Annotated in this window: 19 protein-coding genes; 10 read left to right on the forward strand and 9 right to left on the reverse strand. The window is 70.9% G+C overall.

Annotated features, from left to right (window positions below; all coding sequences use genetic code 11):
- Nucleotides 1-9: 9 nt before the first annotated feature.
- Genes ACFQV6_RS39285 through ACFQV6_RS39310 form a run of 6 tightly spaced genes read left to right on the forward strand, consistent with a single transcriptional unit; the run spans nucleotide 10 to nucleotide 5598 of the window.
- Entirely contained in the window at nucleotides 10-738 is a 729-nt protein-coding gene (locus ACFQV6_RS39285; RefSeq protein ID WP_378032797.1) for a sugar phosphate nucleotidyltransferase, read from the forward strand.
- Nucleotides 735-1634: an NAD-dependent epimerase/dehydratase family protein gene (locus ACFQV6_RS39290; protein WP_378032798.1), complete on the forward strand. Its 900-nt coding sequence runs from the start codon at nucleotides 735-737 to the stop codon at nucleotides 1632-1634. The genes ACFQV6_RS39285 and ACFQV6_RS39290 overlap by 4 nt, the downstream gene beginning before the upstream one ends.
- Nucleotides 1631-2593 (forward strand): MJ1477/TM1410 family putative glycoside hydrolase, encoded by a 963-nt coding sequence (locus tag ACFQV6_RS39295; protein WP_378032799.1) that lies wholly within the window; start codon nucleotides 1631-1633, stop codon nucleotides 2591-2593. Before ACFQV6_RS39290 ends, ACFQV6_RS39295 begins: the two co-directional genes overlap by 4 nt.
- A 31-nt stretch (nucleotides 2594-2624) precedes the next feature.
- The gene (locus ACFQV6_RS39300) at nucleotides 2625-3938 is read left to right on the forward strand and encodes a nucleotide sugar dehydrogenase (RefSeq protein WP_378032800.1); all 1314 of its coding nucleotides are present in this window, start codon (nucleotides 2625-2627) and stop codon (nucleotides 3936-3938) included.
- Nucleotides 3935-4903: an NAD-dependent epimerase/dehydratase family protein gene (locus tag ACFQV6_RS39305; RefSeq protein WP_378032801.1), complete on the forward strand. Its 969-nt coding sequence runs from the start codon at nucleotides 3935-3937 to the stop codon at nucleotides 4901-4903. Before ACFQV6_RS39300 ends, ACFQV6_RS39305 begins: the two co-directional genes overlap by 4 nt.
- Nucleotides 4900-5598 carry a hypothetical protein gene (locus ACFQV6_RS39310; protein ID WP_378032802.1) on the forward strand — a complete coding sequence of 233 codons (699 nt, stop codon included), beginning with the start codon at nucleotides 4900-4902 and terminating at the stop codon, nucleotides 5596-5598. Before ACFQV6_RS39305 ends, ACFQV6_RS39310 begins: the two co-directional genes overlap by 4 nt.
- Before the next feature lie 84 nt (nucleotides 5599-5682).
- On the opposite strand, the gene ACFQV6_RS39315 is transcribed toward ACFQV6_RS39310, so the two are convergent.
- From ACFQV6_RS39315 to ACFQV6_RS39335, 5 genes are all read right to left on the reverse strand, one after another.
- Nucleotides 5683-5913, reverse strand: coding sequence for a DUF4287 domain-containing protein (locus ACFQV6_RS39315; protein ID WP_378032803.1), 231 nt, complete (start codon nucleotides 5911-5913; stop codon nucleotides 5683-5685).
- A gap of 75 nt (nucleotides 5914-5988) precedes the next feature.
- Nucleotides 5989-6402 (reverse strand): SPW repeat protein, encoded by a 414-nt coding sequence (locus ACFQV6_RS39320; protein WP_378032804.1) that lies wholly within the window; start codon nucleotides 6400-6402, stop codon nucleotides 5989-5991.
- Nucleotides 6403-6650: 248 nt separating this feature from the next.
- On the reverse strand, nucleotides 6651-8543 hold the full coding sequence (locus ACFQV6_RS39325) for a caspase family protein (protein WP_378032805.1): 1893 nt from the start codon (nucleotides 8541-8543) through the stop codon (nucleotides 6651-6653).
- Nucleotides 8544-8640: 97 nt separating this feature from the next.
- Nucleotides 8641-9015: a hypothetical protein gene (locus ACFQV6_RS39330; protein WP_378032806.1), complete on the reverse strand. Its 375-nt coding sequence runs from the start codon at nucleotides 9013-9015 to the stop codon at nucleotides 8641-8643.
- Between the two features lie 190 nt (nucleotides 9016-9205).
- Complete coding sequence (locus tag ACFQV6_RS39335; RefSeq protein WP_378032807.1) at nucleotides 9206-9754, reverse strand: YciI family protein; 549 nt, start codon at nucleotides 9752-9754, stop codon at nucleotides 9206-9208.
- Nucleotides 9755-9865: 111 nt separating this feature from the next.
- On the opposite strand from ACFQV6_RS39335, the gene ACFQV6_RS39340 reads away from it, so the two are divergent.
- Complete coding sequence (locus ACFQV6_RS39340) at nucleotides 9866-12169, forward strand: putative bifunctional diguanylate cyclase/phosphodiesterase (RefSeq protein WP_378032808.1); 2304 nt, start codon at nucleotides 9866-9868, stop codon at nucleotides 12167-12169.
- A gap of 10 nt (nucleotides 12170-12179) precedes the next feature.
- Here ACFQV6_RS39340 and ACFQV6_RS39345 read toward each other — a convergent pair whose 3' ends face one another.
- The gene (locus ACFQV6_RS39345) at nucleotides 12180-12338 is read right to left on the reverse strand and encodes a hypothetical protein (RefSeq protein WP_378032809.1); all 159 of its coding nucleotides are present in this window, start codon (nucleotides 12336-12338) and stop codon (nucleotides 12180-12182) included.
- A gap of 138 nt (nucleotides 12339-12476) precedes the next feature.
- Between ACFQV6_RS39345 and ACFQV6_RS39350 the strand changes: the two genes are divergently transcribed.
- A complete protein-coding gene (locus ACFQV6_RS39350; RefSeq protein ID WP_378032810.1) occupies nucleotides 12477-13055 on the forward strand; it encodes a dihydrofolate reductase family protein in 579 nt (192 codons plus the stop codon).
- Here ACFQV6_RS39350 and ACFQV6_RS39355 read toward each other — a convergent pair.
- The 3 genes from ACFQV6_RS39355 to ACFQV6_RS39365 form a co-directional block, all read right to left on the reverse strand.
- Nucleotides 13037-13750 carry a helix-turn-helix domain-containing protein gene (locus tag ACFQV6_RS39355; RefSeq protein WP_378032811.1) on the reverse strand — a complete coding sequence of 238 codons (714 nt, stop codon included), beginning with the start codon at nucleotides 13748-13750 and terminating at the stop codon, nucleotides 13037-13039. The two genes, ACFQV6_RS39350 and ACFQV6_RS39355, sit on opposite strands and share 19 nt — an antisense overlap.
- Entirely contained in the window at nucleotides 13750-14712 is a 963-nt protein-coding gene (locus ACFQV6_RS39360; protein WP_378032812.1) for a LacI family DNA-binding transcriptional regulator, read from the reverse strand. Before ACFQV6_RS39360 ends, ACFQV6_RS39355 begins: the two co-directional genes overlap by 1 nt.
- Before the next feature lie 136 nt (nucleotides 14713-14848).
- The gene (locus ACFQV6_RS39365; RefSeq protein ID WP_378032813.1) at nucleotides 14849-16174 is read right to left on the reverse strand and encodes a PLP-dependent aminotransferase family protein; all 1326 of its coding nucleotides are present in this window, start codon (nucleotides 16172-16174) and stop codon (nucleotides 14849-14851) included.
- Between the two features lie 64 nt (nucleotides 16175-16238).
- Here ACFQV6_RS39365 and ACFQV6_RS39370 point away from each other — a divergent pair, with 64 nt between their 5' ends.
- Complete coding sequence (locus ACFQV6_RS39370) at nucleotides 16239-16724, forward strand: PaaI family thioesterase (RefSeq protein WP_378032814.1); 486 nt, start codon at nucleotides 16239-16241, stop codon at nucleotides 16722-16724.
- A gap of 92 nt (nucleotides 16725-16816) precedes the next feature.
- A complete protein-coding gene (locus ACFQV6_RS39375; RefSeq protein WP_378032815.1) occupies nucleotides 16817-17248 on the forward strand; it encodes a hypothetical protein in 432 nt (143 codons plus the stop codon).
- The last annotated feature ends 522 nt before the right edge of the window (nucleotides 17249-17770 follow it).

The raw sequence follows: 17770 nt of genomic DNA on the forward strand, positions 1-17770 counted from the left end.
AGATGTGCTATGCACGCGGTGATCCTCGCCGGTGGCAAGGGAGTGCGGCTGCGGCCGTACACCACGACGCTGCCCAAGCCGTTGATGCCGATCGGCGACCACCACGCGATCCTGGAGATCGTCCTGAACCAGCTGGCCGACTGCGGCTTCCGGTCGGTGACGCTGGCGATCAACCACCTCGGCGCGCTGATCCGGGCGTTCGTCGGTGACGGCAAACGCTGGGGGATGCGCGTCGACTACGTCGAGGAGGACCGGCCACTCTCGACGGTCGGCCCGCTGTTCAACATCCGCGACCGGCTCCCCGAGCACTTCCTGGTGATGAACGGCGACGTGCTGACCGACCTCGACTACAGCGATCTGCTGCACCAGCACGAGCTCGCCCGGTGCGGCCTGACCGTGGCGGTCGCCGAGCGCACGCACCGGGTCGACTTCGGGGTGCTGGACGTGGAGTCGTCCCGGATCGTCGGCTTCCGGGAGAAGCCCAGCCTGCGCTACCAGGTCAGCATGGGCGTGTACGGGATGTCGCGGCGCACCCTCGCCCCGTACCAGCCCGGCCGGTCGTTCGGCTTCGACGAGCTGGTGCTGGATCTGCTGGCCCGCGGCGAGAACCCGGACACCTACCCGTTCACCGGGTTCTGGCTCGACATCGGCCGGCCCGAGGACTACGACGAGGCCAACCGCTGCTTCGCCGAGCTCAAGCCCGTGTTGTTCCGTCAGCGTCAGGAGGAACCCGTATGACCTCGCGAGTGCTGCTGTTCGGCTCGTCCGGCTTCATCGGCGCCCACGTGCGCGCCACGCTGGAGGCCGACCCGGAGGTGGGTGAGCTGATCAGTCCGGGCCGGGCCCGTTACGACCTGGTCGACGGCGACCGGGACGGGCTGATCGCACTGTTGCGTGAGATCGCCCCGGACGCGGTGATCTGCTGTGTCGGCCGGCTGGGCGGCACGAACGAGGAGCTGACCCGGGCGAACACACTGGTCGCGGCGAAACTGCTGGACGCGGTCGAGGCGGCCGCGCCGGACGCCCGGCTGGTGCGGCTCGGCTCGGCCGGCGAGTACGGCGTGGTCCCGCACGGGCACGCGGTCACCGAGACCGACCCCACCGAGCCGATCGGCGCGTACGGGATCAGCCACCTCGCCGGCACGAGGCTGTTCGCGCTCGCCGGTGCGGCCGGCCGGGTGGACGCGATCTCGGTGCGGGTGTTCAACCCGATCGGCCCCGGCCAGTCCGGCGAGAACGTGCTGGGCCGGGCACAGCTGCGGTTGCGGGAGGCGGCGCAACTCAACTCGTCGGAGATCGTCCTCGGGCCGCTGGGCGCGTACCGGGACTTCGTCGACGTGCGTGACCTGGCCGCCGTGCTGCGCTCCCTGGTGCTGGCCCCCCGCCTGTCCAGCCGGATCTACAACGCCGGCAGCGGTCAGGCGGTGACCGTGCGCTCGGCGGTGCAACTGCTGGCCGAGCAGGCCGGGTTCACCGGTGTGATCCGCGAGCACGGCAGCGGACCACAGCGCTCCGCGGCGGTGGACTGGATCCAGGCCGACATCAGCCGGGCCGCGGACGAGCTGGGCTGGGTTCCGGCCGTCGACCTGGCCACCTCGATCAAGGACATCTGGGCCACCGGGGCACCGGGGTGAGTCCGGCCCGGATCCCCCGGCCGGCCGTCGTGGTGGTGGCGGTCGTGGCGGCGGCAGCGGTGGTGGTGGCCGTGATCGTCTCGGCCACCCGTCCCGCCGGGCGGTCGGCGGGGCCGGTGACGGTGCCATCGGCGTCGCCGCCGGCCGGAGGATTCAGCTCCTGGGCCTACCAGCTCCAGAACTATCCCGCGGGCCGCCTCGACCAGCTCGCCGCGGGCCCGTTTCAACTCGTCGTGATCGACCTGGCCCGTGACGCGTACACCGGCTTCTTCTCCGCCCAGGAGATCGCCCGGGTCCGCAGCACCGGCAAGAAGGTCCTGGCGTATTTCGAGATCGGCAGCATCGAGGACTTCCGGCCGGAGTACCCGGGGCTGCGGCGCGACGCCGACGATCTGCTCGCCAACGAGTGGGCCGAGTGGCCGGGCGAATACTTCGTGCGCTACTGGGATCAGCGCTGGTGGGAGCGGGTCGTACGGCCCCGGGTGGATCAGGCGCTGCGGGCCGGCTTCGACGGGGTCTATCTGGACACTCCGCTGGCGTACGAGGAACTGGATCTTTCTGAAACGCAGGGCCGTGACCGTGCCGCCCTGGCCGGTGCGATGGCCGATCTGATCGTCGCGATCAGCCGGTACGCCAAGGACCGGCGGCCGGACTTCCTGATCGTCCCGCAGAACTCCCCGGAGCTGCGCCGGCAGCCCGGCTACACCGCCGCGGTGGACGGCATCGCGATGGAGGAGCTGTTCTACGAGGCCACGAATCGGCGGTGCACCGCCGATTACTGCGCCGAGAACCTCGCCGAGACCAGGGCGCTGCGCGACGCCGGCAAGTTCGTGCTCAGCGTCGATTACGCCACCCGGCCCGCCGCCGTCCGCTCCGCCTGTGCGCGGTACCGGGACGAGAGCTTCGCCGGGACGGTCACCGTTGTCGATCTCGACCGTACCGCCCAGCCGTGCGCGTGAGCGTCACGGACACATCAGGAGGAGGAACCACATGCCTATGACGATCGGGGTCGTCGGCCTCGGTTACGTCGGGCTCACGCTCACCGCCGCCCTGGCCGACAAAGGCTTCACGGTGTACGGCGCCGACGTGTCACCCAAGGTCATCGAGACTCTCCAGCAGGGCCGCTCGCACATCTTCGAGCCCGGCGTCGAGGAGATCTTCACCGCCGAGGTGGGCGACCACATCCACGTCGCCGCGGAGCTGCCCCGCGACACCGTGGACGTCGCCGTGATCAGCGTGTCCACGCCGGTCGACGAGGCGACGTACCGGCCCAACCTGAACAATCTGGCGGCGGCGGCCCGTAGCGTCGCGGGGACGTGCCGGCCCGGAACGCTCGTCGTGGTCCGCAGCACCGTGCCGGTCGGCACCAGCCGCGCGGTCGTGCTGCCCCAGCTGCGTGCCGCCTGGGGCGACGACGTCCTGCTGGTGATGGCGCCCGAGCGCACCATCCAGGGTCAGGCGCTGCGCGAACTGGTCGAGTTGCCGCAGGTGATCGGCGGTCTGGACGAGGCGTCGCTGCGCGCCGGCGTGGCATTCTTCGCCGGCCTGGCGCAGAGCGTCGTCGAGGTGTCCAGCCTCGAGGCGGCCGAACTCGTCAAACTCTCCAACAACTGTCACACCGACCTGATCTACTCGTTCGGCAACGAGGTGGCGCTGATCGCCGAGCAGCACGGGCTGGACCCGCTCGAGGTGCTGCGGGCGACGAACGCCGGCTACCCGCGGCCCGACCTGTCCAAGCCCGGTTACGTCGGTGGCGGCTGCCTCTCCAAGGATCCGTACATCATGCTGGACAGCGCCGGTGACTACCGGCCGTACCTGGTCGGCCGGGCCCGGCAGCTCAACGAGTTCCTGCCGGTGCACGTGGCCGACACGATCGTCCGGCTGCTGCGCGAGACCCGCGGCGAGACGCAGGGGGCGCGGCTGGCGGTGCTGGGCTGGGCGTACAAGGGCTGGCCGCCCACCGACGACATGCGGGGCACGCCGATCGCCACGATGATGCCGATCTTCACGGCCGCCGGGATCACCGTGACCGGCCACGACCCGATGGTCAGCGCCGACGTCATCCGGCAGTACGGCGGCGAGCCGGTCAGCCTCGACAAGGCGTTCACCGACAGCGACGCGATCCTGGTGATCAACGACCACCCCGACTACCGGGCCATCGACGTGACCCGGATGCTCGGCGACGCCCGCCCGGCGCTGATCTTCGACTCGTGGCGGATCCTCGACGGTGCGGCGGTGAGCGCCGCCGGCATCCGCTACGCCGGGCTCGGTTACCTGCCGCGTACCGAGGAGGTGGCCGCGTGAAGGCCCTGCTGCTCGGCGGCGCCGGCTTCATCGGCCTGCATCTGGCCCGGCGGCTGGTCGCCGACGGGCACGAGGTCACCGTCGTCGACGACTTCTCCCGGGGCCGGCGGGACGCCGACCTGGACGCGCTGCGCGCACACCCGTCGGTCCGGGTGGTGTCCGCGGACCTGACCGATCCGCACACGTACGCCGCCCTGCCGCACGGCTGGGACCAGATCTACCTGCTCGCCGCGGTCGTCGGGGTGCGCAACGTCGAACAGGACCCGGCCCGCGTGGTACGGGTGAACACGCTGGTGGCGATGCACCTGCTCGACTGGGTGGCACCCGGCGAACGGGTCTTCTTCGCCTCCACCAGCGAGGTCTACGCGGGTGGGGTGGACGCCGGTGTGGTCGGCGTGCCCACCGCCGAGAACGTCCCGGCGATGATCTCGGACATCACGGCGCCGCGGTTCGCGTACGCGGTCAGCAAACTGCTCGGGGAGGCCGCGTTCCTGCACACCGCCCGGGCCCGCGGTTTCGAGGCGGTCGTCGGCCGCTTCCACAATGTGTACGGGCCGCGGATGGGCGCCGACCACGTCATCCCGGAGATGGCCCTGCGCGCGGCCGGCGGCGAGGACCCGTTCCGGGTGCCCGGCGCCGACCAGTTCCGGGCGTTCTGCCACGTCGACGACGCGGTGCAGGCGATGGTGCGGCTGATGGCGACCCCCGAGGCGGCCGGCCAGATCGTGCACATCGGCAACGACCGGGAGGAGACCAACATCGGCGACCTCGCCAAGCTGGTCCTGCGGGTGGCGGACCGCAGCGCCACTCTCGAGGCCGAGCCGGCACCACCCGGCTCGGTGCACCGGCGCTGCCCGGACCTGGGCCGGCTGCGCGAGCTGACCGGGTACGAGCCGGCCGTCACGCTGGAGGAGGGCGTACGGTCGACGTTCGCCTGGTACCGCGACCACGGGCGCCCGTCGTGACCGGCGAGCGCCCGCCGATCTGGTTCTACTACGGCGCCGGGCGGCTCGCCGACCTGGCCGAGTACCCGCGGGTGGTCCTCCAGCCGGACTTCTACAACCCGGCCGAGCTGGCCTACCTCGCCGAGCGGGGCGTGGAGACCCTCGGCTACCTCTGCCTCTCCGAGGACCAGGGCCCGCCCGCGCCGTGGCAGCGCCCGGAACGCAACCAGGACTGGGGCGGCGCGTTCGTCAACGTCGGGCACCCACAATGGGTGGAGCACGTGGTCCGGCAGGCCCGGGCGGCCGTGGACGCCGGATTCGCCGGCCTGTTCCTCGACCAGCTCAACGTCGAGCTGACCTTCCCGGAGGACGTGCCGCACCTGCTCACCCTGATCGCGGCGATCCGCAACGAGGTGAAGCCCCGCTACCTCCTGGCCAACCGCGGCTTCGGCATGCTCCCGCGCCTCGCCGAACTCGTCGACGGTGTCCTCTTCGAATCGTTCTCGGCCCGCTGGACCGACGACGGCTACGCGCCGTGGCCGCCGGACGTGCTGGAGTTCCACGCCCAGATCGCCGAGCAACTGCTCCAACTACAGATCGACCTGTACGCGCTGGACTACGCCGACAGCCCCGGCCTGACCGATTTCGCCATCCGCCGCGCCCGCCAGTTCGGCATGCACTGCGCAGTCAGCGACCGAGCCCTGTCCCGGGTGTGACAAGCCACCGGCCGGCGCCCCACCGGCGCCGGCCGCGGGTTTCGGGCGGCCGGCTGCCGGCCACCGGCCCCGGGCCGCGGGAGGTCACGCGCCGGTCGGCACTTCGGGTGCGGTGCCTTCGGCGAGGGTGTGCGCGACGAGAGCGTTGGCGTGGCCGTGTCCGAGCCCATGCTCCGTCTTCAGCCAGGAGACGAGTTCCATGTGCCTGGTCAGCGGTGAGGAGCGGATGAGCGCCTTCCAGTGCGTGATCGGGACGCCGTACTTCTTCTCGATCGTCGGAAAATAGCTGGCGGGGCCTTTCGCGGGCTGAGTCATGCCTGGTAGACCGCTCCCGCGGCGCGAACTCATCGGTGACCCCCAACACAGTGCGCTGGTCCGGGCGGCGCCGGCTCAACGTGTGCGCTGATCCGGGTGGCGCTGGGCCTCGCGGGCGGCGAGCCAGTCGACGCCGGCGAGCATGATGACGACCAGGCCGACGATCAGCGCGCTGAGGGTTGCCAGCGTTGCCGCGTGGTAGCCGCTGACGAACGGTGCGGCGAGCAGCCACAGGCCGAGCAGCACGTTGACCAGGCTCAGGGCGGAGGTGCCTCGCGGGCGGAGGATCCGGATGGTGGCGAATATCGCCAGGGTGCCGCCGACGAGCACATCGTTCCAGGCGGCGAAGGCGACGCCGGCGGTGTGATGGTCGAGCAGCAGCGGGGTGACGGCGAGCCAGCCACCGGCGATCACGACGGAGATGTTGGGTACCCGCTCCGCCTCGGGCGGTGGCCGTTGCGGGCTGCGACGCTGAGTCCGAGTCTGCACCTGTCCACCTCCGGTGACTGCCTGATCACCCAGCCTCCGCCCCCCACTTCTTCATCCCGACACAGTCGCGCCACAGCTCTATGGCGACTTCATGACGGCGACCGGGTGCCCGGTCGCCCCTCGTCCTGGTCGGCAAGACGGCAAGTCGGCAAGACGGCAAGTCGGCAAGACGGCAAGTCGGCAAGACGGCAAGACGGCAAGACGGCAAGACGGCAAGACGCAAGTCGGCCGGGCGGCGAGGCGGGCTTTCAGGATGACAAGGGGCTGACAACGATCACTCTTTCGCCGCCTGCGATGGCGATACTGGTTCCGTCTGGGGAGAACACCGGTGCGGCCGTGACCGGGAATGGGAGCTCCATCGTGACCACGTCGGATCGTGCGTCCGCGTTCAGTACGGTCAGCGTCATATTGTCGCAAACGGCTATTCGGGGTGTCGTCGGCGACCAGGCGACGTGTACCCCGGGGACATTCGATGCCGCTCCTCTGCCGTCGACGGCGTAGATCACGGTGCGCCCGTTCCTCGCACTGGAAACTGCGATGTGCCCGCCGTCCGCGGACAGCTGGAAGTCCGGCGCCCCGATTCCCGCGAACAGTGGGCGCCGAATCGGATCCGCGGCGACGTAGTCGTCGGTGACGAGGCTGAGTTCGCGCAGGTCGATGATGAGCCTGCGCAACGGCCGGCGCTTGTCGTTCGTCGAGACGACCATTGCGGCGCGCCTGCCCGGCAGTGTCTGGAGGTGAAGGACGTCCTCATGGCGCACCTCCAGGGGAACCCGTCCGCGGAGGTCGTATGTCTGCGCGTCGTACACGGACAGACCCCCCGATCCCTTCAGTACCGCGTTGACGCGGCCGGGAATGAGCATCGGCAACAGGCTCCGGGTCAGCTGCCTGCCGACGTCTTTCATGTCGGGCAGGAATCCGCTGGTGACCAGCCAAGCCGGATCCCCGTCACCGGTCAGGTCCCAGTGAATCGTTCTGTTGTGAAGGAGGTAGTAGAGGTTGCTGTTGGCCAGCCTTTTCGCCGTCGACGCTCGGCTGGGGCCCGACAGCGACCCATCACGCAGGCCCACCTGGTGCCAGGCGCCCACGCTGATGATGGTGGCGGAGTCCTTGCCGGCACCTGCTGCGGGCAGGATGGAGCTGAACGTCGCCGCAGCATGGGGGAGCGGCAGTGGCGGGTGGTCGAGGCGTTCATCATCCGGCTGTGTCCAGGACACGACGTGGATTCGCGCCAGCCGGGCGCGGTCCACGGGGTTGCGTGTCCTGCTCGAATCCGAGTACGAGGTGATTTCGAATCGGCGTCCAGTCGTGGACGTCGATGTCACGACGGCACCGATTGTCCCAGGTTCGAAACAGACTCCGAGTACCGTTCCGCCCGCTTCGAGACCGCGCACTTCGATCGGCGGCGGTAAAGCGGGCGGAGAAGCGGGCATGGTGCTGATGTGGTCCGGATGGCCGGCGCCCAGGGGATCCGAACGGTCCCGGGTGCCCTCGGAAGGGGGCGCGACGTTCGTTCGCTCACCGGCTCTGTTGATGCCCAGCGCCAGCTCCAGGACGGTTTCCGTGTTCTGCTGCTCGGGCTTGGGGCGGCCGGCCGTTCGCAGGCGCCGGGTCACACCTCGGTAGACGGTCATCATGTCCAGCAGTTCTGGTCCGTCGGGTTCGCCGTTCCACAACAGGTCGAGTAGGGCCCCGGTGAAAGCCGTGTAGGTTTCGCCGGCCGGCGCGTGCGCAGTTTTGGTGGCGCTGGTGGAGGTCAATGTGTACGAACCGGCCACCTCCACGTCACCACCGCAGACCGTTCCGCCCATCGCGCTGATGGCACGTCCGCTGTAACAGCAGTCCAGCAGGACCAAGCGATTCTTGGCTTGAGCATCGGCGAGGGTTCGGCGGACCACCTCGTACGGAAGGCTGCGCAGTCTCCGCCGGTGATTCGACGACTGTGTGGTGGCCAGGTAGAGGTCGCCGACGTCGTCGAGTAAGCCGTGTCCGGCGAAATAGAACAGAATGGTGTCCGCGTCACGATCGGCGAGATCGAGCAGGGCTTCTTCCAGATCGGCGGGATTGCTCGGGTCCCGGATGACAACCGCATGCTCCGGCAGGATCGCATTCTCACGGGCCAGGGTGAGCACCTCGAGCATCGATCCGAGATTTCTGGACACGGCCGGCAGGGCCGGTAACGATCCGTCCGCCGAGGGTGAGGCGGTGCCGGCCAGTAACAGCCACGTGCGCTGGGGATCAGGAAGTCGCATCGGGTGCCGGCACCAAGCCGGTCATCGTGCCCGCTTGGCGAAGGTGCCTGTCGATGTCGCCGGCACTCATGCGAGCATCAAGATCAATCGCTCCCTGCGGCCCCTCCACCCGAATCTTGACATTGCGGCGAGTCGTCAAGAAGGCACTGACGGCGCTGATCAGGGCGGCGCCCGCACCCGCGGGCCCCAGAATGGCCGTGATCGTTTCCACATCGATGCCCATCCGCTCCTCGTGGACGACACCGTCAAGGCGCAGCCGGGCACCGTGCAGATCCGGCTCGTCGCGCAGCCAAGCCAGCAACTTGCGGACTTCCGCCGCGCTGTCGCCGTCAGCGTGGAGCACCTTGAGTGCTGCTTCCACGTCACCCACCTTCTCTCCCCGCCGACCCGCCTGGACTTCTCCTGGGCGTGGACGTGTGATCGCCTCTGTCGGAACCGCCTTCCCGACACGGTCCGCCCATTTCGTCCCCCGCGATAGCGGCGGATCGTCCACGTCAGCGTCAGATGCCCGACTGTCGCAGCGATCGGGTCGCGCCCGAGGCGAGGTGGATCTACTGCCGGCCGCCGAAGGCCCAGTTGTGCACCTCGATGCCGGCGTAGCGGTCCCGCGTCAGGACCGCGCGCGCCGCTTCCGGGTCTGGTGCGCGAATCAGCACCGCGGTGCCCAGCCAAGCGGTACCGTCGTCGGAGAGCAGTGGCCCGTACGCGATCAGCTCTTTGCTGTTGATCGGCACCTCGAGGTCGGTGGGCTGGCCGGTGCCGAGGCCGATCACCAGGTATCGGTTGCCACCGGTGCGGCCGCCGGGGAAGTCCCACATGGTGCGGCCGAGCGTGTTGCGCCATCGGCGGAGCAGCACATCGCGGTAGACGCCGGCCTGGTAGTTGGGCTCGTCGAAGGCGAAAGCGCGGGCGGCGGCGGGGCCGGGCAGGTCGAGGATGTGCACGCTGCCGGTGGGTGTGTCGCCGTCGGGGGCGAGGGTCGGGCCGCGGGCGATCATGCCGGCGGCGAAACCGTCCATGTAGGACCAGTGGTCCTCCAGGAGTTCGTGGCGTAGCGCCACTGATCCGGGCCGGTCACGGTGGTAGCAGAGGAACTCCATCCTCCCAGTCTTCACCAACGCGCCACCCGTCATGCCGAGGGCACAAAACGGTCGAAAATCTATAAAAGGCGAATCGCTCACGGGTCTGATCGGGCGGCCGATGAGATGGGCGTGGAGAGTGCGCCCAGCCTCGGCTCTGACGAGGTTCACGTTCGGCCGTGGCGGCTGAGTCGCACGCTTCTCGCGGCGATCTGCGTGGACGTGGTCGCCTGGCTGTGGTTCCTGGTCGGCATCGGCCGTCCCACGCCGCCCGTGGTCGGCTGGACGCTGCTGATGTTCGCGGTGCCGATCGCCACCGTCACGGCCTGGCACGCCGGGGCCGGGGGGCGCACGTTCTGGCGGTACGTCTCGGTCGGCATGGTCGGCATGGGCCTGGCCTCGATCGCCGCGGCCCGTGACTACTTCAGCGGCGAGCAGACCGGTCAGCAGATCGGCGGGTTCACCGCGATGCTCTACGTCGCGGGCCTGCTGTCGATGCTGCTCGGACTGCTGCGCATCCCCGGTGCGCAACGTTCACGGATGGAGTGGATCCGCTTCGGCCTGGACGTCGCCACCATGGTCGTCACCGTCTTGACCTTCGGCTGGCACCTGATCCTGCCGCGCTGGGAGAGCTGGACCGACGCCAGCGCGGCCGGCACCGCCTCGGTGGTGGTGATCGTCGCCGCCGCGGTCATCGGCATGCTGGCGTTCGTCAAGGTCGCCTTCACCGGCACCGGGCCGATCGACAGGCCTGCGCTGTACATCCTGGCGCTGACCGGCGCGGTCGGATCCGTCGGCGGTGCCCTGGCGCCCCTGCTCGACGAGCGACCGTATTTGAACACTGGTCACGTGCTCCTGCCGACCACCAGCCTGCTGGTCTGCTTCGCCGCCGACCGGCAGATGCGGGTGGCCGCCGCGGCCCGGGCGGTGGCTCGGCCGCTGTCGCGCAGGCCGAGCATCATGCCGTACACGGCGGTGCTGGGAACCGGTGCGCTGCTGCTGGCCGGCGCCGCGGACGGCGCGGCCGATCTGATGGCGATCGCGGCCGGCTCGGTCGTTGTCACGCTGCTCGTCGCGACGCGGCAGATCGTCGCGCTGCGGGACAACGCGCGGCTGCTCGACGCTCTCGACGCCCGCCAGCACGAGCTGGCCTACCAGGCCGGCCACGACGGGCTCACCGGGCTGGCGAACCGCACCACGCTCTCCCAGGAGATCAACGCCGCGCTCGCCGCCGACCCGTCGAACGTTGTCGTCGCCCTGATCGACCTGGACGACTTCAAGGCGATCAACGACGACCTCGGGCATACGGTCGGTGACGCGCTGCTCGCCGCCGTCGCCGAGCGGATCGCCGCACAACTCCCGGCCGGGCGGCTCGTGGCCCGGCTGGGCGGCGACGAGTACGCCCTGCTGCTCTGCGCCGACCACGCCGACACCATCGCCGCGATCGCCGCGCACCTGCGCCGCCCGCTGCACGCCGGCGGTTACGAGCTGGTCATCGAGGCGAGCATCGGCCTGGCACCGGCCCGCGCCGGCGACACCGCCGGTGAGCTGCTGCGCCGCGCCGACGTCGCGATGTACGAGGCGAAGGGCCAGGGCAAGGGCCGCCAGCTCGTCTACGACGAGCGGATGGACCAGCGCACCGCTGAGCAGTCCCGGCTCGCCGCCGACCTGCGCGGGTCCCTCGACACCGACCAGCTGCACCTGCTCTACCAGCCGATCGTCCAGATGCCCGGTGGTGAGCTGTTCGGGGTGGAGGCGCTGGTCCGCTGGACCCACCCGGAGCGCGGTTCGATCGGTCCCGGCGTCTTCATCCCGGCCGCCGAACGTACCGGCCTGATCGTGCCGCTCGGCGCGTGGATCCTGGAGGAGGCGTGCCGGCAGGCGGTCCGGTGGCAGCACGAGCTGGGTGACGCCGCGCCGCGTACGGTCACCGTCAACGTCTCGGCCCGCCAGCTGCGCGAGGTCGGTTTCGCCACCGAGGTGGCAGCGGTGCTCGGGCGTACGGGCTTGCCGCCGGACATCCTGACCGTCGAGGTGACCGAGACAGCGGTGTTCGACGGCGGCACAGCACTGGACGAGCTGAAGGCCATCGCGGCCCTGGGCGTGAAGATCGCCCTCGACGACTTCGGCACCGGGCACTCGTCGCTGGGTCTGCTGCGCACCTGCCCCGCCGACATCCTCAAGGTCGACAAGTCGTTCGTCGACGACGTCACCGAGGGCGGCCAGCAGGCGATCGTGGTGGCCGCGCTGATCGGCATCTGCGACGGCATGGGCCTGCGCGCGGTCGCCGAGGGCGTGGAGACGGCGGACCAGGCCGCCGAGCTCTACCGGCTCGGCTATCGGTACGCGCAGGGCTACCTCTACGGCCGGCCCATGCACGCCGACGCGATCGCCGCCTTCCGCCCGGCACACACCGGCGGCCGCGTCGCCGCGTAGGGCCGCCCGCCTACTTGACGGCCTGGCGTCCCTTGAGGAAGCCCATGACGATCGAGGCGACCAGGGCGATGAGACCGATGATGATCAGCCACTTGACGGCCTTGATGAGCAGGCCGAGGGCGATCAGTACGACGGCGACGACGGCGAGCGTGATGAGCAGCGAGCGCACTTGTTTCTCCTGACGTTGAGGGTCTCAGAGTGCCCAGGTTGGCCGCCGATCAACCCGGCATTGTCGTTTCTGTACAAGACGGCGGTGGGCGGCGGCTCGTAGCCTGCGATCAGTAATCAACACGGAGGAGTGCATCGCATGCGTGAGCTGGTCTACACCGGGTTCATGTCGCTCGACGGCGTGGTGGATTCGCCGGGAGGCGGGCCGGGGGAGGAGCACCGCAGTGGTGGCTGGGTGTTCAAGGACGTCGAGTTCCTGCCGGAGGCGTTCGCGCTCAAGGGCGAGGAGCTCGAGGAAACCTCGGCGCTGATGTTCGGGCGCCGTAGTTACGAGGCGTTCGCACCGACCTGGCGAGAGTCGGACGACCACGCCGCCTACAAGGACCTGCCGAAGTACGTCGTCTCGGGCTCGCTGACCGACGACGCGATTGCCGACGGGTGGGGTCCGACGACGATCCTGCGGTCGGCCGAGGATGTCGCGGAGCTGAAGAAGGGTGAGGGCGGTGCGATCTTCATCCACGGCAGCGCGGAACTCGCCCGGCGCCTGTCCGACGCCGGGCTGATCGACCGCTACCACCTGCTGGTCTTCCCGGTGCTGCTGGGTGGCGGGAAGAGCCTGTTCAGTACGGCGGACCGGGAGAAGCAGGTGCTCAGGCTCCGCGAGTCCGCCGCCTATCCGAACGGGATCACGAAGCTGATCTATGAGGTCGCCGGCTGATCGAGGCTCAGGGCGATCGCGCCGCCGGTGCCGTCGCGCAGGTGCCGGGCCGTCCTGCCGACATAGCGGCGCAGCGCCCGGGCGAGGTGCGGCTCGTCGAAGTAGTCGAGCCCGGTCACGACGTCAGCGACCGGGCTGCCCGAGGCGAGCAGCGTGGCGGCCTCGCGTGCGCGCTCGATCTGCCGCACGGCGCCGCGGGTGAACCCGGTCGCCGCCCGGAACCGGCGTTCGACGGTGCGTTCCGTGACCGCCGGGCCCTGGCCCCGGCGGATCTCGGCGACGAGCGGGTCACGGACCACGGCTCCGGAGCGGACGAGGCGCGCCACCAGGGCCTCGGCGTCGTCGGCGCCGGGTGTCTCCCACCGCACGCCGTCCAGCCGGAACGCCCTGCGGGTGGCGTCGGGCAGATCGACACCGCCGTCGACCAGGGCCGGCGCGGGCAGGGTACGCAGGGACGTACCGACGGCGAACTCGATGCCGACGAAGGACGCGCCCTCCGGCACGGGTGCCGTACCGGTGGCGGTCTCGGGGCCGGTGATGCTCGCGTACGCCCGGCCGTCCTGGTTCCAGAACACCAGGCCCCAGCAGGCGGTCGCCACCGAGGTCATCTCGGTGACCTGGTCGCTCGTACTGGTCCACACCGAGTGGATCCACGGCGAGTCGGACGCCCGCGTCCGGAAGTGCAGGCCCGCCATCAGCTCGACCCTCGCACCGTGAGCGTGGTCGGCAACCGCCCCGGTGCCGGCAGCCCCGGGTCGAGCAGGTGGGAGACAGCTGATGCCGCCTCGTCCTCGACCGGCATGTAGACCGACGACAGGTCCGCCGCCTCCGCCAGCGCGCTGCCGTCGAAGCCGACGACGGCGACATCGTGCGGTACCCGCCGTCCCGCCTCGCGCAGTGCCTGAAGCACACCCATGGCAGTGACGTCGCAAGCGGCGAACACCGCGTCGAGCTGGGGATCGCGGGCCAGCAGCTCCTTGGCCGCCGCGTAGGCGCGGGCGCGGGTGAAGTCACCGTCGGCGGCGACCACCGCCTGCGCCGCGCCGTTCATCACCCGCAGGAACCCGGCCCTGCGCTCCCGCGCGCACGGCGTCGGCGGGCCGAACACCGCACCGATCCGCCGCCGGCCGGTGGTCACCAGGTGAACCGCGGCCTGGTGGCCGCCACTGTCGTTGTCCGGGGCGACGAACGCGACGCCGGGCGCGGACCGGCCCAGAGCGACCGTACGGGAACGCCGCGCGTAGGCCGCACCACTCTCCCCGGGCATGTTGATCAGAAGGCGCCCGAACGGCGGGTCGGTGTCCTCGGCCGGCGGCGCCGAGACCCGGCGGACGTCGAGCGAGATGTCCTGGTCGCCCAGCGCACGCATCGCTCCGGTCAGCACCCGCCCGTAGAACGGTTTCGCACTCATCGCCTCCGGATCGGGGTCGACGATCAGCACCTCGATGCGCTCCCGCCGTCCCGCGCTCGCCCGTCCCGTCGCCAGCGCGCGAGCCACCGAGTGCGGCTCGAAGCCGAGCTCCGCCGCGACCGCGCGAACCCGTTCCCGCACGGCCTCGGAAGCGCCGTACGTCCCGTTGATCGCGCGTGACGCCGCAGCCCTCGACACACCGGCCACGCGCGCAACGTCGGCGAGGGTCGCCCGCTTGTTGTTCATGGGACCCGACGATACCCAGACAGCATGCGCGGCGCGGGCACCGAGCTGCTGTGTCCGGCGCCGCGAGCCAGCACCGGAGCCAGCCGGCGGGCCGACGTCGAAGGGGGACGCAGCTCAGCCTCCACCGCGAAAATGTCTAGATCGGCACCGTGTCCAACACCTCGCGGACGGCGGCCAGCGCGGCGGGAAGCTCGTCCGCCGGCGTTCCGAGAGCGAGCCGGATGCCGTGCGGGACGTGCTGCGTGGTGGCGAACAGATCCGCCGCGCACACCCGGATCCCGCGCCGCGACAGCTCGGCGGCGACCCGGTCCATCCGCTGCTCCGGGTTGATCGGCAGCCACGCGAAGTACGAGCTGGGATGGGCGATCACCGGCAGGTCACCGAGCTCGCGCCGGAGCACCCGCTGATGCTCCCGCGCCACCCTCCGGCTCGCCGCCTCCAGCGAGACCACAGTCCCGTCGCCCATCCAGCGCATCGCCAGCGCCGTGATCAGGCCGGGCAGGCTGGCCATGTTGGTGCGCAGCGCGCTGGTCATCGCCGGCCGGGCCCCCGCGGGTGCCACCACCATCCCGAACCGCAGGCCGGCGGCGACGCTCTTGGTCAGGCTCGACACCCAGAAGGTGCGCTCGGGCGCCAGGGCCACGACCGGCGGCGGTGCCGGCTCGGCCAGGAAGGCGTAGGCCGCGTCCTCGATCAGCGTGAGATCGTGCTCGCGGGCGATCTCGGCGAGGCGCTCGCGGGCGGCGAGTCCGGTCACCCAGCCGAGCGGGTTGTGCAGGGTCGGCATCGTGTAGACGGCCCGGATCCGCCGCCGCCGGCACAGCCCGGCCAGCGCCGCGAGATCAGGCCCGTCGCTGGTGCCGGGCACCGGGACCAGGTGCAGCCGGTGCGTCCGCGCCAGCATCCGGAACCCCGGATAGGTCAGCTCGTCCACAGCGACCGCGTCGCCCGGCGCCAGCACGGCACGCGCCACCAGGTCCAGCCCGTGCTGGGCGCCGCCGGTGAGGAACACCCGGTCGGGGTCGGCCTCGATACCGCGCCCGGCCAGGAACGCCGCTGTCGCCTGCCGGTCCTGCGGCCGCCCGCCCGGTGGTTGCTGCCGCAGCACCGCGTCGAGGTCCCCGGACGCCGCGAGCTCGCGCAACGCCGTTCGCAACAGTTCCGCGCGGCGCGGCGACATCGGCTGGGTCAGCGACAGGTCGGCCTGGACCGCGTCGGCGCCGGGTCCGTATTCGGCCGGAACCAGACGAACAGATCTGTCGCGTACGAAGGTGCCGCGCCCCGGTTCGCCCACCACCAGGCCGAGGCGCTTGAGCTCGGCGAACGCCCGGGTGGCGGTGGCCACCGCGATGCCGAACTCGGCGGCCAGCTGCCGATGGGTGGGCAGCCGCTGCGCCGGAGCCCACCGCCCGCCGCGGATCTGCCCCGCGAGGTCGTCGGCCACGTCCCGGTAGGACCGCATCGGCCCACTGTACCTAGGACAATGTGTTGATTGTCCCGCGCGGCGCTCCGTAACGTTCCCGCCCATGATTATTCGTGACCGTGAGCTGCCGGTTCTCGAGTTGCTCCGGCGGCAGATCGCCGGCGTCGCCACCGAGGACGAACTGAGCCGCTTCCGCTATCCGACAGCCATCTCGCGCACGCTCGGGATCCGGCTGGTCGCCGTCGAGCTCGGCTCCGCGACGGTCGAGATCGACACCGACCCCGCGATCCACGGCAACCAGCAGGGCACCGTGCACGGCGGCCTCCTCACCGAGCTGGCGGACGCGGCCATCGGCACCGCCCACTCCACCGTCGTGGGCCCCGGCGAGTCGTTCACCAGCATCGACCTGCGAGCGGTGTTCCTGCGCCCGGTCTGGGAGGACACCCTGCGCGCCACCGCCCGGCCCGTGCACGCCGGCCGCACGATCACCCACTACAGCTGCGAGGTCGTCCGCGGCGACGGCAAGGCAGTAGCCGTCGTCACCAGCGTCGTGACCACGCTGAGTGCCGCTCGATCGCACGGTCGGTGACCTGATCGGGTGACCCCGTGAACCGGATCGCGGCCGGGGTCGTGGTGGCAGTGAGTTCGCCGGACGGGCGAACCGCAGGAGAGGACACCGCCATGAACCTTCGCCGCATCGCCGCCTCGCTGCTCTCCGGGGCCGCGCTCGCCACCATCCTCGCCGTCGGCACCGGGTCCGCCGCTCAGGCCGCCGGGCCGCAGTGCGACAACGGGGACCGCTCGTCCGCCCGCTTCTGGTCCGACACCGGCGACTACTACACCCCGGTCCGGCGTACGTGGACCAACGGCACCTCCTACAACAAGGTCGAGCTGCGCTTCAACGAGGACAGCCAGTGCGCCTGGGGTGTCTACAGCGGCGGCCGCCGGGCCAACCTCTACCTGGAGTACCGGGAGGACGGCTACCGCTACCAGGTGGACCGCCGCAGCAGCAGCCGGTACGCGTACACCGGTGTCTGGTCCGACCAGGAGCCGCGCGAGATGCGCGCGTGCGCCGCGGACGCCGGCCGCGTCTACTGCACCGGCTGGTACTGATCCGGTACCCATGCGCGCGGCCTGGCCCGACCGGGCCGGGCCGGCAATGGGCTCAGCGGTGGGCGGCGATCGCGTCGGCGACGGCGGCGCGGATCGGATCGGGGTTCGACCAGCTCCAGTTCGGGTGGGCCCGGTTGGTCAGCAGGACGAGGACCGCGCAGCGCGTGCCCGGCGGCGGTGTGCATGGTGACCTTGCCGCCGACCATGGTCAGCGCGACCGCGCCGGCATACCCCGGGTGCCTCTGTCCCGCTGCCGGCTTCAGATGGCGGGTCAGAATCTGACCAACGGCTTTGGCGTACGGCGCCGCTGCGGCCGCCGCACGGTGGGAATCGGGGACACGGCGCCGCTGACCGGGGTGGTCGCCGAGGCCCTGGCGCCGGTCTTGGCGGCACAGCCGGTCAGCGCGGCGGTGCCGGCGGCGAGACCGGCACCGAGGACGGTACGGCGGGAGTGAGGCGCCCGAGCATGGTCGCAGAGCCGGGCGACCGCCGGAAGCCGGGCCACCGGGAGCTGGGAGCCCA

This window comes from Actinoplanes sp. GCM10030250, from assembly GCF_042666575.1.
GTDB lineage: Bacteria > Actinomycetota > Actinomycetes > Mycobacteriales > Micromonosporaceae > Actinoplanes.

Coding starts and splice junctions, on each gene's coding strand:
- ACFQV6_RS39370 (WP_378032814.1), top strand. CDS start 16,239: ATGATTATTCGTGACCGTGAGCTGCCGGTTCTCGAGTTGCTCCGGCGG.
- ACFQV6_RS39335 (WP_378032807.1), bottom strand. CDS start 9,754: ATGGAGTTCCTCTGCTACCACCGTGACCGGCCCGGATCAGTGGCGCTA.
- ACFQV6_RS39325 (WP_378032805.1), bottom strand. CDS start 8,543: ATGCTCGAGGTGCTCACCCTGGCCCGTGAGAATGCGATCCTGCCGGAG.
- ACFQV6_RS39355 (WP_378032811.1), bottom strand. CDS start 13,750: ATGGCGGGCCTGCACTTCCGGACGCGGGCGTCCGACTCGCCGTGGATC.
- ACFQV6_RS39360 (WP_378032812.1), bottom strand. CDS start 14,712: ATGAACAACAAGCGGGCGACCCTCGCCGACGTTGCGCGCGTGGCCGGT.
- ACFQV6_RS39365 (WP_378032813.1), bottom strand. CDS start 16,174: ATGCGGTCCTACCGGGACGTGGCCGACGACCTCGCGGGGCAGATCCGC.
- ACFQV6_RS39290 (WP_378032798.1), top strand. CDS start 735: ATGACCTCGCGAGTGCTGCTGTTCGGCTCGTCCGGCTTCATCGGCGCC.
- ACFQV6_RS39285 (WP_378032797.1), top strand. CDS start 10: ATGCACGCGGTGATCCTCGCCGGTGGCAAGGGAGTGCGGCTGCGGCCG.
- ACFQV6_RS39350 (WP_378032810.1), top strand. CDS start 12,477: ATGCGTGAGCTGGTCTACACCGGGTTCATGTCGCTCGACGGCGTGGTG.
- ACFQV6_RS39375 (WP_378032815.1), top strand. CDS start 16,817: ATGAACCTTCGCCGCATCGCCGCCTCGCTGCTCTCCGGGGCCGCGCTC.
- ACFQV6_RS39315 (WP_378032803.1), bottom strand. CDS start 5,913: ATGACTCAGCCCGCGAAAGGCCCCGCCAGCTATTTTCCGACGATCGAG.
- ACFQV6_RS39300 (WP_378032800.1), top strand. CDS start 2,625: ATGCCTATGACGATCGGGGTCGTCGGCCTCGGTTACGTCGGGCTCACG.